Annotated in this window: 14 protein-coding genes; 2 read left to right on the top strand and 12 right to left on the bottom strand. The window is 41.9% G+C overall.

Annotated features, from left to right (window positions below):
- Positions 1 to 83 precede the first annotated feature (83 nt).
- The gene (gene ald / locus ID165_RS11060) at positions 84 to 1202 is read right to left on the bottom strand and encodes an alanine dehydrogenase (RefSeq protein ID WP_192350544.1); all 1119 of its coding nucleotides are present in this window, start codon (positions 1200 to 1202) and stop codon (positions 84 to 86) included.
- A gap of 433 nt (positions 1203 to 1635) precedes the next feature.
- Here ald and ID165_RS11055 point away from each other — a divergent pair, with 433 nt between their 5' ends.
- Positions 1636 to 4050: a thiamine pyrophosphate-dependent enzyme gene (locus ID165_RS11055; RefSeq protein WP_192350542.1), complete on the top strand. Its 2415-nt coding sequence runs from the start codon at positions 1636 to 1638 to the stop codon at positions 4048 to 4050.
- A gap of 380 nt (positions 4051 to 4430) precedes the next feature.
- Here ID165_RS11055 and ID165_RS11050 read toward each other — a convergent pair whose 3' ends face one another.
- From ID165_RS11050 to ID165_RS11000, 11 genes are all read right to left on the bottom strand, one after another.
- Positions 4431 to 4691 (bottom strand): acyl-CoA-binding protein, encoded by a 261-nt coding sequence (locus ID165_RS11050; protein ID WP_192350540.1) that lies wholly within the window; start codon positions 4689 to 4691, stop codon positions 4431 to 4433.
- A 137-nt stretch (positions 4692 to 4828) separates the two neighbouring features.
- Positions 4829 to 6115 carry a citrate synthase gene (locus ID165_RS11045; protein WP_192350538.1) on the bottom strand — a complete coding sequence of 429 codons (1287 nt, stop codon included), beginning with the start codon at positions 6113 to 6115 and terminating at the stop codon, positions 4829 to 4831.
- A gap of 238 nt (positions 6116 to 6353) precedes the next feature.
- Complete coding sequence (locus tag ID165_RS11040; RefSeq protein WP_192350529.1) at positions 6354 to 6776, bottom strand: BrxA/BrxB family bacilliredoxin; 423 nt, start codon at positions 6774 to 6776, stop codon at positions 6354 to 6356.
- A gap of 27 nt (positions 6777 to 6803) precedes the next feature.
- On the bottom strand, positions 6804 to 7148 hold the full coding sequence (locus tag ID165_RS11035) for a DUF59 domain-containing protein (RefSeq protein ID WP_192350527.1): 345 nt from the start codon (positions 7146 to 7148) through the stop codon (positions 6804 to 6806).
- A 5-nt stretch (positions 7149 to 7153) separates the two neighbouring features.
- Positions 7154 to 7585 carry a SufE family protein gene (locus ID165_RS11030; RefSeq protein ID WP_192350525.1) on the bottom strand — a complete coding sequence of 144 codons (432 nt, stop codon included), beginning with the start codon at positions 7583 to 7585 and terminating at the stop codon, positions 7154 to 7156.
- Positions 7582 to 8805, bottom strand: coding sequence for a cysteine desulfurase (locus ID165_RS11025; RefSeq protein ID WP_192350523.1), 1224 nt, complete (start codon positions 8803 to 8805; stop codon positions 7582 to 7584). The genes ID165_RS11030 and ID165_RS11025 overlap by 4 nt, the downstream gene beginning before the upstream one ends.
- Positions 8806 to 8813: 8 nt before the next feature.
- Positions 8814 to 10082: a Fe-S cluster assembly protein SufD gene (gene sufD, locus ID165_RS11020; protein WP_192350521.1), complete on the bottom strand. Its 1269-nt coding sequence runs from the start codon at positions 10080 to 10082 to the stop codon at positions 8814 to 8816.
- Between the two features lie 22 nt (positions 10083 to 10104).
- Entirely contained in the window at positions 10105 to 10869 is a 765-nt protein-coding gene (gene sufC / locus ID165_RS11015) for a Fe-S cluster assembly ATPase SufC (RefSeq protein ID WP_192350519.1), read from the bottom strand.
- A 47-nt stretch (positions 10870 to 10916) separates the two neighbouring features.
- Positions 10917 to 11252 (bottom strand): four helix bundle protein, encoded by a 336-nt coding sequence (locus ID165_RS11010; RefSeq protein ID WP_225587084.1) that lies wholly within the window; start codon positions 11250 to 11252, stop codon positions 10917 to 10919.
- A gap of 79 nt (positions 11253 to 11331) precedes the next feature.
- The gene (gene sufB, locus ID165_RS11005) at positions 11332 to 12777 is read right to left on the bottom strand and encodes a Fe-S cluster assembly protein SufB (RefSeq protein WP_192350517.1); all 1446 of its coding nucleotides are present in this window, start codon (positions 12775 to 12777) and stop codon (positions 11332 to 11334) included.
- A 233-nt stretch (positions 12778 to 13010) separates the two neighbouring features.
- Positions 13011 to 13484 (bottom strand): Lrp/AsnC ligand binding domain-containing protein, encoded by a 474-nt coding sequence (locus ID165_RS11000; RefSeq protein WP_057935770.1) that lies wholly within the window; start codon positions 13482 to 13484, stop codon positions 13011 to 13013.
- Between the two features lie 581 nt (positions 13485 to 14065).
- On the opposite strand from ID165_RS11000, the gene ID165_RS10995 reads away from it, so the two are divergent.
- Positions 14066 to 16894, top strand: coding sequence for a prolyl oligopeptidase family serine peptidase (locus ID165_RS10995; protein WP_192350515.1), 2829 nt, complete (start codon positions 14066 to 14068; stop codon positions 16892 to 16894).
- Positions 16895 to 17086 lie beyond the last annotated feature (192 nt).

Here is a 17086-nt window from a genome sequence, read left to right as displayed (position 1 = left end):
TCCTGTAGTGTTATAGATTAAGCTTAAAAAAAATCCCTCCGATTTTCGTCGAAGGGATTTGTATGAAGTGGGAATGTCTTAGTTTAATCGGCGAGGTATTTCACCACAGGTGTATAGTCCATATCAAAAGCCTCTGCTACTGCTTGGTAGACAATGTCTCCGTGGATTATATTCAGACCGGGAATTAAGTCAGGGTTGTCCTGAGCAGCCTTTTTCCACCCTTTTTCTGCAAGTTGAATGGCATAAGGAAGTGTGGCATTAGTCAAAGCCAACGTAGAAGTATAAGGTACAGCGCCCGGCATATTTGCTACGCAATAGTGGACTACCTCATCGATGATGAAAGTAGGATCCTGATGCGTCGTAGGCTTGCAGGTCTCGATACAGCCACCCTGATCGACAGCCACATCCACTAGGACTGTTCCCGGCTGCATTTCTTTTAGCATATCCCGGGTGATCAAGTGTGGAGCTTTTGCGCCGGGAATCAATACAGCACCGATGATCAGGTCATGATTTACGATCATTTTGCGCACATTGTATTCATTGGACATCATAGTCTTCACGTTGGCGGGCATCACGTCTGCGAGGTATCTCATCCTTGGAAGAGATACATCCATAATTGTCACATCTGCTCCCAGACCGGCAGCCATCCAAGCGGCCTGTGTACCGACTATGCCTCCTCCAAGGATCAAAACTTTGGCAGGAAGCACACCAGGCACTCCTCCTAGAAGAATTCCTCTACCCTGAAGTGGCTTCTCCAAATAATTTGCCCCTTTCTGCACTGCCATTCTTCCGGCTACTTCAGACATAGGAACCAAAAGAGGCAGGCTTCTATCAGCTTTTTCTACTGTCTCATATGCGAGACATACCGACTTACTGGCTACCATTGCCTTAGTCAATGGTTCGTAAGAAGCAAAATGAAAATAGGTGAACAACAGCTGATCTTCTTTAATCAATTTATATTCAGGTTCTATAGGTTCCTTTACCTTCATAATCATTTCAGCGATTTCATAAGTCGCTTCAATCGTAGGAAGAATAATCGCACCTGCTTCTGCATATGCTTCATCGAGAAAGCCACTTCCTTCGCCGGCAGTATGCTGAACGTAAACAGAATGACCTCTTTTTACCAATTCTTTTGCACCGGCAGGGGTAAGGGCTACACGGTTTTCGTTGTTTTTGATTTCCTTCGGAACACCTATAATCATGACTTGTATATTTGGATTTAAATAACTTGGCACAAATATAATAAGTGGGATGCTATCCATTTGCACCATGGAGAATAGTATTTGGTATGCTTTGGAAATTACCGAGATGTCGAAATTATATTTTGATATATACTGAATTATTTTATAATATTTTAACAATGGTCTTTTAAGCAGTGATAATTTCGAGTGTCTATTTGAGCTAAATACTTGAGTAAGAGCATCACGTAATTTTGATAATTCTACTTTTTCTATTGACTGAATGTTAATTTTCAGAATTTAATTCTGTTATGATTCTGTTATTGCGTCTCTTTCAAAATTTTTGATTGAAAAATAATATTATTGAAATTTGCATAAAGAATGGATTTGGCTATTTTTGAGTGATCCTAAAAAATCATCAAAGCAAAACCCGGATAACTTTAGTAAATTAACCTCTATGTCAGAAGTCCAATCAGTGCCGAAAAACCTGAATTCACCTAACCTGTCAAAAGAAGCTGTACTGGATGATTTTCGAGTAGCTATGCTGAGCAGGCATGCTTCCTTAGTAGGAAGGAAAGAAGTTTTTATGGGGAAAGCGAAGTTCGGGATTTTTGGTGATGGTAAGGAAGTTGCCCAAATAGCAATGGCAAGAGCCTTCCGGCTCGGAGATTTTCGCTCAGGCTATTATAGGGATCAGACTTTTATGTTCGCCATCGGTGAATTGACTTTGCAGCAGTACTTTTCTCAACTGTACGCTTATACCAATGTGGAAGCAGAACCCGCAAGTGCAGGCCGCTTAATGAATGGTCACTTTGCTACCCGCTCTCTTAATGAGGATGGTAGCTGGAAAGATCTAACCAAAATGTATAATTCAGCTGCGGATATTTCTCCCACAGCAGCTCAAATACCCAAACTTCTTGGGTTGGCATACGCCTCCAAACTCTTTAGGGAAAATAAGGGATTAAAGGACTTAAAGAAGTTTTCCGTCAATGGAAATGAAGTAGCATGGGGGACCATCGGAAATGCATCTACTTCTGAAGGGATGTTTTTTGAAACCATAAATGCAGCCGGTGTAATGCAGGTGCCAATGGTAATCTCTATTTGGGATGATGGCTATGGTATTTCTGTTCCAAATGAATTTCATACCACCAAAGGCAGTATTTCAGATGCGCTGGCGGGTTTTGAAAGAACAGATTCGCAGAAGGGCATTGAAATAATCCGTGTAAATGGATGGGATTATGAAGGTTTGCTAAATGCCTACGTAGAAGCCGGTGAGTTAGCGAGAACATCCCATGTACCGGTAATGATCCATGTACTGGAGATGACTCAGCCTCAAGGGCATTCCACTTCAGGTTCTCATGAACGGTATAAAGATAAAAAGCGTCTTCAGTGGGAAAAGGATTGGGATTGTGTCTCGAAATTCAGAGAATATATCCTGAGCAATGAGATAGCCAGTGCAGATACGCTGGACAAAATTGAAGCAGAAGCCAAAGCTCAGGTAAAGCAAGAAAAGGAAGCTGCTTGGTCCAGATTCTCCAGTGAAATCAAGAAAGAATTGAATGAGGCAGTAAGTCTACTCACAGAAGCTGCCCAACATAGTACCCGAAAAGTAGTGATCAATCAAATCGCAGAAGAGCTTTCCAAGACTATAAATCCAATTAGAAAGGATGTGGTGTTGGCAGTGAGAAAAGCGTTGGTGATATTAAGATTGGACACTCCCGCAGCAAAGGCAGGCCTGAAAGCATGGTATGCAAAGCAGTCGGATTTGAATTACGATAGATACAATAGTCATCTGTATAGCCATTCAGAATGGAGCGTGTTGAATGTGGAGGAAGTTCCTGCCAAGTTCAACAGCAATTCACCTCTTGTAGACGGCAGAGAGATTTTACAGTCCTATTTTGATATAACTCTTGAAAAAGACCCCCGCTTCTTTACTTTCGGTGAAGACGTAGGTAAAATCGGTGATGTAAATCAGGCTTTTGCGGGATTACAAGCCAAGCATGGGGAATTGAGGGTGTCGGATACGGGTATTCGGGAATGCACCATTATAGGCCAGGGAATAGGTACTGCTTTGCGGGGATTGCGTCCACTGGCAGAGATTCAATACCTTGATTATTTGCTCTATGGGCTACAGATGCTGGCTGACGATGTAGCTTGTCTTCAGTATCGCACCAAAGGAGGTCAAAAAGCACCAATGATTGTGCGTACCCGTGGACATCGATTAGAGGGTGTATGGCATTCAGGTTCACCTATGGGAATGATTCTTTCCACCTTGCGTGGAATGGTAGTCTGTGTGCCCAGAGATATGACTCAGGCAGCGGGAATGTACAATGCGCTCTTGAAATCTGATGAACCCGCCATTGTCATTGAATGCTTGAATGGCTATAGACTGAAGGAGAAAATGCCTCTCAATCTGGGAGAATTTACCGTTGCATTGGGTAAACCGGAAGTGCTTAGAGAGGGATCTGATGTAACCATTGTGACATATGGTTCCATGTGTAGGGTGGTGATGGAATCGGCTGGTGAACTTGCCGAAATGGGTATTGACATAGAGGTGCTGGACGTCCAAACTCTTTTGCCATTTGATGTTCACGGAATTATTGGTGAATCAATCAAGAAGACCAACCGCGTAATCTTTGCAGATGAAGATGTGCCGGGAGCAGGATCTGCTTACATGTTACAGCAGGTGATAGAAGGACAGGAAGTTTTTAAATTTCTGGATTCAGAGCCTCAGACTATATCAGCAAAGGCCCATAGACCGGCTTATTCTTCTGATGGGGATTATTTTTCCAAGCCAAGTGTAGAAGATGTAATTGAGAAAGTTTATGCTATGATGAGTGAAGTAGATCCAAAAAAGTTTCCGGCGATATAAGGACTTTTTTTTGTATTTATAGCTGTGTGTGTTTAACCCGAAATATGCATTAGCAATTCTACGCCACGGCGCACAAGTTACTTCAGCCATTGATTGCTTCAAAATCAGCCATTACGTTGCTGTTTTCGAGCCTACCTTCCGTCAGGCAGGTTTACCATATCCACCGCGGCGGACTCACTCTCCAAACAGGCTGATTTTCTTGCAATTAATGCCCTTCCCCATTAAAATCGGGACAGGCTATGACTAAACCTAATACATAATCCGGGTCTAATATTTTCCACTGAAAATCACATTTGAATAGTTAGCCCGGACATTTTTGGTTTTTAGACTCTAGTTCATCTAATGCAATAATTGAGGAGGATGCTTTCAGTTGATTCTAATTATAGGTAGTCTTTTGATAGTTCGTTCACCAGCTGAACATACTGTTCCGAGGCCTCTTCCTTGGATTTGCCTTTCATATTCATCCAGGCGTTGTATTTCGCAGCTGCTTTGAAATCAAACCCGCCGGGACGCTCTGTTTCATTGTCTCCTTCAGTAGCTTGCTTATAGAGTCCATAGAGCTTCAATAACTCTTCATTACTTGGTTTCGAGGTGAATTTTTTGGTCAATGCCACGGCATCGTCCAGTGATTGGGTCGACATGTTAAGTGTGAAATTTAGTTAGAGGGTTATGTTCAAATTTAATACCATATCGGATGCAGTTCTCCATTTGGACTTTAAAAAAATAACCGGCCAAAATTAGCCGGTTATTTATGTACTGTGGGGAGTTTAAATTTCGCTTATCGCTTATTTATCGATACGTAATCACGCTCATTTTCTCCTGTATATACTTGTCTCGGACGACCGATAGGCTCACCATTCTCACGCATTTCTTTCCACTGCGCTATCCAGCCCGGAAGTCTTCCCAGTGCAAACATTACTGTAAACATATCTGTAGGAATGCCAAGAGCTCTGTAGATGATTCCAGAATAGAAATCTACGTTTGGATATAGCTGACGGTCGATGAAGTATTGATCGTTAAGGGCAGCCTGCTCCAGTTCTTTTGCGATATCGAGTACCGGATCGTTAACACCCAATTTTTCCAAAACATCATCAGCCGCTTTCTTAATGATTTTTGCTCTTGGATCGAAATTTTTATATACTCTATGTCCAAAGCCCATCAATCTGAATGGATCATTTTTGTCTTTGGCTTTGTCTAAGTATTTTTTGGCATCGCCGCCATCAGCTTTGATTGCTTCCAGCATCTCAATTACCGACTGATTGGCACCTCCGTGGAGAGGGCCCCAAAGTGCGTTGATACCTGCGGAAATAGAAGCATAGATGCTTGCCTGAGAAGAGCCGACAATTCTTACAGTTGAAGTAGAACAGTTTTGTTCGTGGTCTGCATGAAGAATAAGTAGTTTGTCCAAAGCCGCAGATACTACAGGATCTACATCATACTTCTCCGCAGGAAGTGCGAACATCATTTTCAGGAAGTTTGAGCAGTAGTCTAGTGCATTGTCAGGATAATTGACAGGATGACCCATTTCATTTTTATAAGCCCAAGCTGCAAATGTCGGCATCTTGGCAATCAATCTTACAATGCTCATGTCCACTTCCTCTTTGTTTCGCACGGGATTCAGAGAATCGGGGTAAAATGCAGTCAGTGAGCAAATCAATGAAGAAAGTACTCCCATCGGGTGAGCGTTGGAAGGGAATCCTTCAAGAATTTTTTTGATATCCTCATGCACCAAGGTGTGATGGGTAATTTCTTTGGAGAAATTTTCGTATTGCGCTTGTGTTGGAAGCTCACCATAAATCAATAAATACGAAACTTCAAGAAAGGTTGATTTCTCAGCCAAATCTTCAATTCTGTATCCTCTATAGCGAAGAATTCCTTCTTCTCCATCTAAAAATGTAATTGCACTCGTCGTTGCTCCTGTGTTTTTGTATCCCGGGTCAAGGGTGATAAGTCCCGAGGAAGCTCTAAGTTTTGCGATATCGATCGCGGATTCATTCTCTGTGCCGGTGATTACCGGAAATTCATATTCTTGTCCTTTGAAAGAAAGCTTAGCTGATTCAGACATATGTGTTTTTTTTGGATTGCTTATGTTAAAAAACCTCGAATTAGGCTCGTAAGATAATAAAATCAGGTCGTTTATTGGTGATTCAATGTGTCTATTGGAATAATAATCATGCGAAAAGTGATTTTTTTTCTATATAATTCCAATAGGTACAGGCATCGTTCCCACTAAGCAGTGTGTCACCATTTGTAAATACTTGATTGATTGTTTTTGTAATAAAAAAAGCCCCGGAGGGCTGGTTTTATGCGCAAAAATGCTCGAATACTTCCACCAAGTGGTCTCCGATCATTTTTGCATTTCTTCCTTCTATGTGGTGACGCTCGATGAAATGGACCAACTCACCGTCCTTGAATAGTGCCATAGCAGGTGATGATGGAGGATAAGGAAGACAGAGCTCTCTTATTTTATCCACCGCTTCTTTATCATTGCCGGCAAAAACAGTAGCTAGAGTAGTTGGTTTTACTTTCGCATTTTCTACTGCGTAAGTCACTCCCGGACGGGCAGCTCCTGCCGCACAGCCGCACACTGAATTTACTACAACTAGGGTAGTGCCTTTATGGTCTGGGCCAAGATGGGTTGCAACTTGCTCAGCAGTTCTGAACTCTTCAAATCCTACACTTGAAAGTTCCGCTCTCATCGGAGCGATCAATTCTTCTGGATACATAGTATTACTCGTTTTTAAAGTTCTTAATTAGAGAAAGCCCAATTCAAGTTTTGCTGCTTCAGACATCATATCCTGAGAATAAGGCGGGTCAAATGTCAATTCGATTTCCACATTATTTATCCCCTGGATCTGCTGGATTTTATCCTTAATCTCTGAGGGAATGAATTCTGCCGACGGACAATTTGGTGAAGTCAGCGTCATTAACACATATACGTTGTTTACAGGATAGACAGTGATCTCATAGATCAAGCCAAGATCGTAGACATCTACCGGAATCTCAGGATCATATACCAGTTTAATGGCTTGAATCACCTTTTCCTTGAGGTTTTCTACTTGTCCTAATGTAGCTTCTGTTTTACTTTCTGTTGACATATCTATCAGGCATTTTGCTTGGTTTGAATAGCCAAAGCGTATAGTTTGATTTGTTTGATCATCGATGCAAAACCATTTGAACGCTGGCTGCCGATAATGGAGCCCATTCCGATTCTCTCTACGAAATCAAGCTTTGCATTTATAATCTCTTCCGGGCTTCTATAGTTCAATACCCTCAGCAAAAGTGAGATCAGTCCTTTGGTAATGTCGGTGTTGGAATCAGCCTGAAAATGAACTCTGTTATCCTTTTCCTCAGCGATCAGCCACACTTTGGATTGACAGCCTTTGATGGTGTTTTCTTCAATTCTTTCACTGTCAGGAAAATCCTTTAGGCTTCCTCCCAACTCCATGATATAATAAATCGTAGATTCCTTATCATCCCCAAGGATTTCAAATTCCGAAACTATCTCATTCTGAACTTCCTGAATACTGCTCATTTATTTTTTATTTTGGCGATTCGACTTACGCCTTCGACCAATTTGTCTATTTCCGATTTCGTGTTATAAACCGAAAATGAAGCCCTTACAGTTCCCTCTAAGCCGAATCTTTTCATCAGGGGCTGAGTGCAGTGATGACCCGTTCTTACAGCGATGCCATTGGCATCGAGCATCATTCCCACATCGTAGGGATGCATCCCGTTGATGTTGAACGAAATCACACTGACTTTTTCCTTTGCCGTACCGACCGGAATGAAACCTTTGATTTGCATCAGCTGCTCATTGGCATAGGCAAGCAATTCGTCCTCATGTGCTTTGATTGCCTCTTTCCCGAGTTCGTTGATAAACTCCACGGCAGTTTTGAATGCGATTACATCAGCAATATTGGGTGTTCCTGCTTCGAATTTGAAGGGGATGTCGTTATAGGTTGTCTTTTCAAACGTGACTTCCTTGATCATTTCCCCACCTCCCTGATAAGGAGGCATAGATTCGAAGACTTCTCTTTTTCCATACAATACCCCAAGGCCTGTGGGACCATAAAGCTTGTGTGCTGAGAAGGCGAAGAAATCACAATCCAATTCCTGCACATCAATCTTCAAGTGACTTGAACTTTGAGCACCGTCCAGCAGTACTTTTGCCCCAACAGCATGTGCTGCCTCAATTACTTGCTTTACGGGATTGATGGTGCCAAGGGCATTGGAAGCATGGACAATGCTGACCAGCTTTGTTCTCGGGGATAGCAATTGCTCAAATTGCCCGAAAAGTATTTCTCCGGCATCATTAATCGGAATTATTTTTAGAATTGCACCTTTTTCCTCACAGAGCATTTGCCAAGGCACAATATTGGAGTGGTGCTCCAGCGTAGATATAATGATCTCATCACCTTTTTCTACAAATTTCCTCCCAAAAGTGGAAGCCACCAGATTGATTCCCTCTGTAGTTCCTTTGGTGAATATCACTTCAGCAGGCTCAGATGCATTGATAAAATGCTGAATGGCTGAACGGGTGTCTTCGAAATAGCGGGTAGCCCGATCTGCCAGTGCATGGGCACCTCTGTGAATATTCGAATTATCTTTTTGATAGTAATTCGTCAGCGCATCAAGCACGACTTGTGGCTTCTGTGTAGTAGCGGCATTGTCAAAATAAATCAATGGCTTACCATGTACTTCCTGATGAAGTACCGGAAATAAGCTTCTGATTTTTTCGATATCAATTCCCATAGTGTTTATTAGAATTTGCTCCCCAAGCGCCCTTGCACCAATTCAGTGCAGTATTCACGGAAGCTTTCATCAGTAATGTGTTCCAGCACTTCACCGGCAAAAGCATAAAGCAGCAGTCCCTTTGCCTGATCTTTTGCAATGCCTCTTGCCTGAAGGTAAAATAATGCTTCCTCATCCAGCTGACCAGTAGTACAGCCGTGAGAGCATTTCACATCATCGGCCCAGATTTCGAGCTGCGGTTTAGTATTCACCACTGCATTTTCTGAGAGAAGGATATTATTGTTTTGCTGGAAGGCGTTGGTTTTCTGTGCGTCTTGTCTTACAAAGATTTTTCCGTTGAAAACTCCCCTTGAACTATCGGCAAGAATCCCTTTATAAAGTTCATTGGACTCAGCGTGAGGCACGGTATGATCCACGTTGGTATGATTATCCACGTGCGACTTGCCGTTGAGCAGGTACAGACCATACATATTTCCTTCAGAATTGCTTCCAAGGATGTTTAGACTCAAGTTGTTTCTTACCATTTCGCCAGACAAAGAAATAGTCACAGAAGTAAATCTTCCGTCTTTCTGAATGTCAGTTTCTACAGTACTGGCTTCGATGGCATTTTTGCCTTCATTCTGCAGCTTGTAATAGCGAATCTGAGTATTCAAGCCACCTTTTACTTCTACTACTTTATTCACGAAATAAGGTGTGTCACTAAGGTTTACGCTGTGATTGATAAAGGTCACTTCTGCAAAGTCTCCCGTCTCAATCCAAATTCTTGGTTGAATCACTTGGCCGGTGTTGGCTTTAAAGAAATTCAACAGAAGAATAGGCTTTTGAATTTGAGCCTTTTTAGGTATGGAAATGAAAATTCCGCTTCCAAAAGAACTTTGGTTCAAAGCACAGAAAGGGTCTTTTTCGGGCTTTGCTATGCTCCCAAGTGGGGTATCAGCCTTTTCTGAAAGGGGAGTTACTTCCACTCCATCTATGACAGATGAAAGTGCGGGCTGAAAATGCCCGTTGGCAAATACCAACACTTCACCTGCATAACCTTCAAATAAATTGGCCTTTACCTGCTCAGCAGTCACTGTAAAATCTCCTGCTGGGGCAAAGTTCTGGATACTTTGCTCGATTTTCTTGGTGATTGCGGTGAACTTGTACTCTTCGGATTTATTGGTAGGGAATCCCTGGGCTTGGAAAGCTTCCTTTCCCGCAGCGCGGACTTGCTCGAAGTCACTGCCTGTATTGCCCAACAATTCCACAAGTATATCTTGCTTTATAAGCGTACTCATGACGGATGTTTTAGGATGAAAATCAAACTGTAGCTCTGGAGTCGACTTCGTCTTTGATCCAGTCGTATCCTTTTTCTTCTAGCTCTAACGCAAGCTCTTTGGTGCCTGACTTCACAATCTGTCCTTTGTATAACACGTGTACAAAATCCGGAACAATGTAATCCAACAATCTCTGGTAGTGGGTGACCACGATAGTCGCATTGTCTTTGGATTTCAGTTGGTTTACGCCGTTTGATACGATACGAAGCGCATCGATGTCCAGACCCGAATCTGTCTCATCCAAGATGGAAAGGGTAGGAGCGAGCATCGCCATTTGGAAGATCTCATTTCTCTTTTTCTCCCCACCTGAGAAGCCTTCATTCAATGATCTGCTCAAAAGTTTCTGATCCATCTCTACCAACTTCATTTTCTCTTTCATCAAGGTCAAGAACTTTACAGCATCAAGAGGGTCTTCGCCACGGTATTCTCTAACTTGATTCACCGCTGTTCTCAGGAAGTTAGTAGAGCTGACACCGGGGATTTCTACAGGATATTGGAAAGCTAAAAACACACCTTCTCTTGCTCTGTCTTCCGGGGAAAGATCTAGCAGATCTTTCCCTTTAAATGAAACCTCGCCTTCAGTTACTTCATATTCTTCTCTTCCTGCCAATACGGAGGCAAGGGTAGATTTACCGGACCCATTTGGCCCCATGATTGCATGAACTTCTCCAGCTTTCACGTCAAGGTTGATACCTCGTAGGATAGGAGTTCCTTCAATAGAGGCGTGCAAATTCTTTATACTAAGCATAATTCGAAATTTGACATTTGATATTTGAAATTGAGGAAACCTGATTTTCAGTTTTTAAACTTATTTCCTCTAATCTCACATTCTTTTAAATATTTTATAAATCCCGAAATCGACCTGCTGATTTCAAGGCTTTTTTCGATTGTTGTATTGAGTGTATCTTCTGAAATGTATGTTCGATCAAAAGCTCTATACAACTGAGATCTTGATTCTCCGGCAGAAGCCTTGGCGATGCTTAAGAATTGTATAAACTCTTTGGTGCCTTCCCGTTCAAAACCTTCTGCTATGTTATCCATGACAGAGCCCGAAGAAGCATTGATTTGATTTCTCAAGCTAAAATCATTTTGAAAACCATTTTTTGAGTTAGTGCAAAAACAATCTTGCAATATTCTCTTGCTTTTTGTCAGATGTCCAAATCTTCAAAGCGAGTGATGGTTGCCATAATTTCAAACCGGAAATTTCAAATTATCCTACCGACCCCTCTAGCGTCAAGGCCAACAACTTCTGTGCTTCCACGGCAAATTCCATAGGAAGTTGATTCAATACTTCTTTGGCATAACCATTTACAATCAGAGCCACAGCATCTTCCGTGGCAATACCACGTTGGTTGCAATAGAACAGCTGATCCTCACCGATCTTGGAAGTGGTCGCTTCATGCTCCACTTTGGCAGTGGGGTTATTTATGTCTATGTATGGGAAAGTATGCGCTCCACAGCGATCTCCCATCAAGAGGGAATCACACTGGGAGAAGTTACGTGCATTGGTAGCACGCTTCATCACCTGTACTTGGCCACGGTAGGAGTTTTGTGATTTTCCGGCGGAAATACCTTTGGATACGATTCTTGACTTGGTGTTTTTGCCAATGTGGATCATTTTCGTCCCTGTATCTGCTTGCTGATAATTATTAGTAACCGCTACAGAATAGAATTCTCCAATGGAATGGTCGCCTTTCAGAATGCAAGAAGGATATTTCCAAGTCACAGCCGAGCCGGTTTCAACTTGCGTCCAGGAAATTTTGGAGAAGTCACCCGCGCAGATTCCACGCTTGGTTACGAAATTATAGATCCCTCCTTTTCCTTCTTTATCTCCTGGGAACCAGTTTTGTACGGTAGAGTATTTCACTTCTGCATGCGCTCCTGCATAGATTTCCACCACTGCTGCGTGCAATTGATTCTCATCACGCTGCGGTGCAGTACATCCTTCCAGATATGAAACGTATGATGAATCCTCTGCCACGATCAATGTTCTTTCGAACTGGCCTGTATTTGCGGCGTTGATCCGGAAATAAGTAGAAAGTTCCATTGGACAGCGAACGCCTTTCGGGATGTAGCAGAATGATCCGTCAGAGAATACAGCTGAATTGAGTGCCGCATAGTAGTTATCGGTCATTGGCACAACCGACCCCAAGTATTTCTTCACCAACTCAGGATGTTCTTTTACCGCTTCACTGAAAGAACAGAATACAATTCCAAGTTTGGAAAGCGTTCCCTTGAAGGTAGTCGCTACAGAAACTGAATCCAGAACAGCATCCACTGCTATTCCCTGAAGCCTCTTTTGCTCGTTCAGATTAATTCCCAGACGCTTATAGATATCCAATAATTCAGGATCTACTTCATCCAGATTCTTGGGTTTGCCGGCTTGCTTAGGAGCTGAATAGTATTTTAAAGACTGAAGGTCGATTTTTGGGTAGTGAACATTTGCCCATTTAGGCTCAGACATGGATTCCCAGGTTTTGAACGCTTTCAGCCTCCACTCAAGGAGCCATTGAGGTTCTTCTTTCTTGGCAGATATCCATCGAATGGTGTCTTCAGTCAACCCTATGGGAGCCTCATCGGCTTCATAGTTCACTGACCACCCGTGTTCATATTCTTTTGACGTTAGTTCTTCTAAAATCTGATTGTCTTTGCTCATTGTTGCTGAGTTATTTAGACTAATTACATTTTAACGGCGAAGGTACAACATATAATCAAAATATTATGTTTTTACCCATTGGATAATTCTATCGGGCATACATGCCACCGATAGAAAACGCCTTTTTTATCCGTTCTATACCGTCTTTACAAAAAAAAAGTATTGAAGGTTCAATACTTTTCAATTTTAAAGTTCTTGATCAAATCATTTATTTAGATTTAATCTTAATTGCCTTATTTCTCTTTGTCAAAAAACTGGATAGGCCTATTTATGGATTCTTCTAAAACGATCAATGTTTCAGTTCTGTCTATTCCTTCTACTTTTTGGATGTTGTCAAGAACAAAGCGAAGGTGGTTTGTGTCTCTACAGATGATCTTTGCGAAAATCGAATAATTACCAGTTGTATAGTATGCACTGACTACTTCTGAAATCGTCTTAAGTTTTTCGATCACCGTGTCGTAAAGTGAGCTTTTCTCAAGATAAATTCCCAGAAAAGCGGATATGTCATAGCCAAGCTTGGAAAAATCAATATTTAAAGTCGCACTTTTCACGATACCCATATCCTCTAGTTTCTTCATGCGCACGTGAACTGTGCCTGAAGACACAAAGACTTTTTTGGCTATTTCAGTGTAAGGTGTCTTGGCATCTTCATTGAGAAGCGAAATGATCTTCAAGTCTATGTTATCGATATCTAAAATTTTGTCCATTTTTATCGAATGATTTTGGATGATTGTTAATGAATCTGCTTGTAAATTACAGATTGTTCAAAATATAGCAAAATTTTTTTTTCAATTTGTAATTAAAAGTAAAATCAGCTTACTTTGGACTCGATATAAATGTTCGATTGAATATTTTGTTCGTGGAGTAAAAAGTCGAATTAAAGTTCGGGTTCATTTGAATTTCCGAATTTTAGTTTAATTTCAATTGAAACTTTTAATCTCTAAAGTTATATTTGGGTTTATATTCTGAAAAGGGTCTTGCTTCTGGCGAGACTTTTTTGTTTTTGGGGGAAGCCCATTCTAAATTAACCACGGCGGGGACGTAGAGTAATCCGTAGTACATGGATTAGAAGTAATTTTCTGGCAAGCCCCAAGTTTGTTAGACGGAGCCCTACCTTGCCTGATAGGCAGAAAATCCTAATTCATGATTTTTTTTTAAGCGGTTACAGGAGGCTGCTCCTGTGTTTTTATTTTTGGAACTTCTTTATAGCCGATTTGCATGATGAAAAATGATTGTTGACAATTTGTTTCGGCGGTATGGAAGGATTTTTACCTAAATGTGACTTGAAATGAAGATTAGAAAATTTGGAGCTTTATTGGGCTTACTGCTCATAGGTTCGCAAATGCTTATTGCCCAGCAGAAAAGGGCGCTGACTCACGAAGATTATGACGGCTGGGAAAGGCTGGCTTCGGAGAAAATATCCAAAGATGGAAAATGGGTGGGATATCAAGTGTCTCCCCAGGACGGAGATGGACGTATTGAGATTTTGTCATTCAATGATCCTTCGAGTCGCCGGATTATTTTGCGTGGATCCTCCTTGGTGTTTTCTGCAGATGATGCTTTTGCGGTAGGCAAGATACTGCCTCAGAAAGACTCTGTACATGTATTGAAATTGAAAAAGACGAAGAAGGAGGATTTGCCTACAGATAGTCTTTTTATCTATAATATGGCTGAAAATCAGCTGGAAAAACTCCCCAGGGTAAAATCTTTTGCGACACCGGAGAAGGCGGGTAGCTGGATTGCTATTCATTTTGAAAAGGAAAAGAAAGAAAAAGCCAAAGAGGAAAAAGATGTGGAAGCAGATTCTACAGTTAAGGCCGAAAAGCTGAAGAAAACAGATGGAACAACCCTTACTGTACGAAAACTGGACGGTTCTGTCACCTATGATTTTGAACGGGTGAAGTCTTATGGGTTTTCGAAGAATGGTGAATTCTTGCACTATGTTTTGGCTGAGGAAGATACTTTGGATAATTCCGCGATTTATCTGCTAAATCTGGCAAATGGTGAAAGCAAAATGATCTCCGAAGGAATGACGTCTTACGTGAATGTGACTTTTTCGCCGAAAGCGAGATATCTGGCTTATCTTGCCACGGATGATTCTACCAAAGCTAAAAAGCCTTTTCATTCGCTCTTTGTCCTTCAAACCGAGAATGGAGATCTAACAGAAATTGCAACCAAGAATTCTGAAGGGATTTTGGAAAATGGAAGAATCAGTGAAAACGGGAATCTTACATTTTCTGAGAATGAGGAACGCCTGTTTTTTGGGATAGCTCCGGACTATGTGGATTACAGCTATGAAAATGATACGACTATTCTGGATGAGGATAGAGTGAGTCTTGATATATGGGGCTGGCAGGATTCTGAGATTCAGCCTATGCAGCTGAAAAATAAGGGGCGTGAAGAGAAGTTTTCTTACTTGGCCGCAATTGATCTGAAAACAGAGAAAATTACCCAGCTTGCGGATCAAGACGTGAAAAATGTCATTCTGGAGTCAAAAGTAGAACGTGATTTCGGATTGGCTTGGACTGATGCGCCTTATAGGATCAACTATAGCTGGAACATTCAGACAGGTCGGGACTTGTATCTGGTTGACTTTAAGGATGGATCAAAAACATTAATTGAAAAAAATGCTTCAGGATATCCGTCGATTTCCCCCGAGGGTAAGTACGTGTATTGGTATGATGGACGTGATAGCAGTTGGGTGGCTTATGACGTAGCCCAAAAGGCCAAAGTCAATCTTACCAAAGAACTTCCGGAAGTGTTTTATGAAGAATTACACGATTCACCATCACTTCCGGGGAGCTACGGCAACGCAGGTTGGTTAACCGGGGACGAGGCATTTCTGGTCTATGATAGATTCGATATCTGGAAAATAGATCCTACTAATCCTTCCGGGGCAGTGAACCTGACCCGGGGAACCGGGAGAAAGTCAAATACAATTTTCAGAAGGCAGGATCTTGATAGAGAGGAAAAAAGTATCGACCCCAAAGGTCAATTGCTGCTGACAGCATTCGATGAAAAGACCAAAGACTCGGGTTTTTTCACAGGATCTTTTGACGGAAAGTCCGAACCAAAGCGGTTGGTAATGTCAGCAAATCGTTATTTCGGACTAACGAAAGCCAAGGAGAGTTCTGCGATTTTGGTTAACAAATCAACTTATCAAGAGAGTCCTGATTTGTACTTAGGAGATCTCTCATTTAAAAGCCTCAAGAAGGTTTCGGACCTGAATCCTCAGCAAGCCGATGTGAATTGGGGCTCGGTAGAATTGGTGGAATACCTGACCAATGACGGGGAACCTTTACAAGGCTTATTATTTAAGCCGGAGAATTTTGATGCATCCAAAAAATACCCGATGATGGTGTATTTCTATGAGCGCAACAGTGATGGATTACATAATTATAGGGCTCCTGCTCCCAGTGCTTCCACGATCAATATTCCATATTTCGTGAGTAACGATTACTTGGTGTTTGTGCCGGATATTAAATACCAACTAGGTCTTCCGGGCCCTAGTGCCTACAATTGTATAATCCCCGGCGTTCAGTCCATTGTAGCAAGAGGTTTTGTGGATGCTGAAAATATGGCTATCCAAGGCCAAAGTTGGGGCGGATATCAGGTAGCTTACCTTATCACACAAACAGATATGTTTAAAGCCGCCGGTGCCGGTGCTCCCGTAGTAAACATGACCTCAGCCTATGGGGGAATACGGTGGGGAACAGGCATGAGCAGAATGTTTCAATATGAGCAAACCCAGTCCAGAATAGGAGGGACACTTTGGGAAAAGCCTATTTATTATATAGAGAACTCTCCTTTGTTCTTTATGGATCGTGTCAAAACACCTGTATTGATTATGCATAACGATGAAGACGGTGCTGTACCTTGGTATCAGGGGATTGAGATGTTTATGGCATTGAAACGGTTGAACCGGCCTGCGTGGCTTCTACAGTACAACGGTGAAGATCATAACTTGGTGCAGCGTAAAAATAGAAAGGATCTGTCTGTGCGCTTGAGCCAGTTCTTTGATCATTACTTGAAAGGTGCTCCTGCTCCTCTTTGGATGTCTGAAGGGTTGCCTGCTGTACAAAAAGGGAAGACGCTCAAGTATGAGTTGACTCAATAGCCGGTCTCGTGGTTTATAGCAAGAAATAAAAATAGCATCGGGTATTCTCCCGGTGCTATTTTTATTTCTGTAGTCTGGCCAAGCTTTTTCAGGGGTAAGCCTACACTAGCATTACTATTGCGGTCAAAACCGGCGTGTAGCATGTGAAATTGAAAGACCGGTAATAAATAAGTTTGAGCTGTTCTAGTTCTA

It is taken from the genome of Algoriphagus sp. Y33, assembly GCF_014838715.1.
Taxonomy (GTDB): domain Bacteria; phylum Bacteroidota; class Bacteroidia; order Cytophagales; family Cyclobacteriaceae; genus Algoriphagus.
This window is presented reverse-complemented; position numbering and strand designations above follow the sequence as displayed.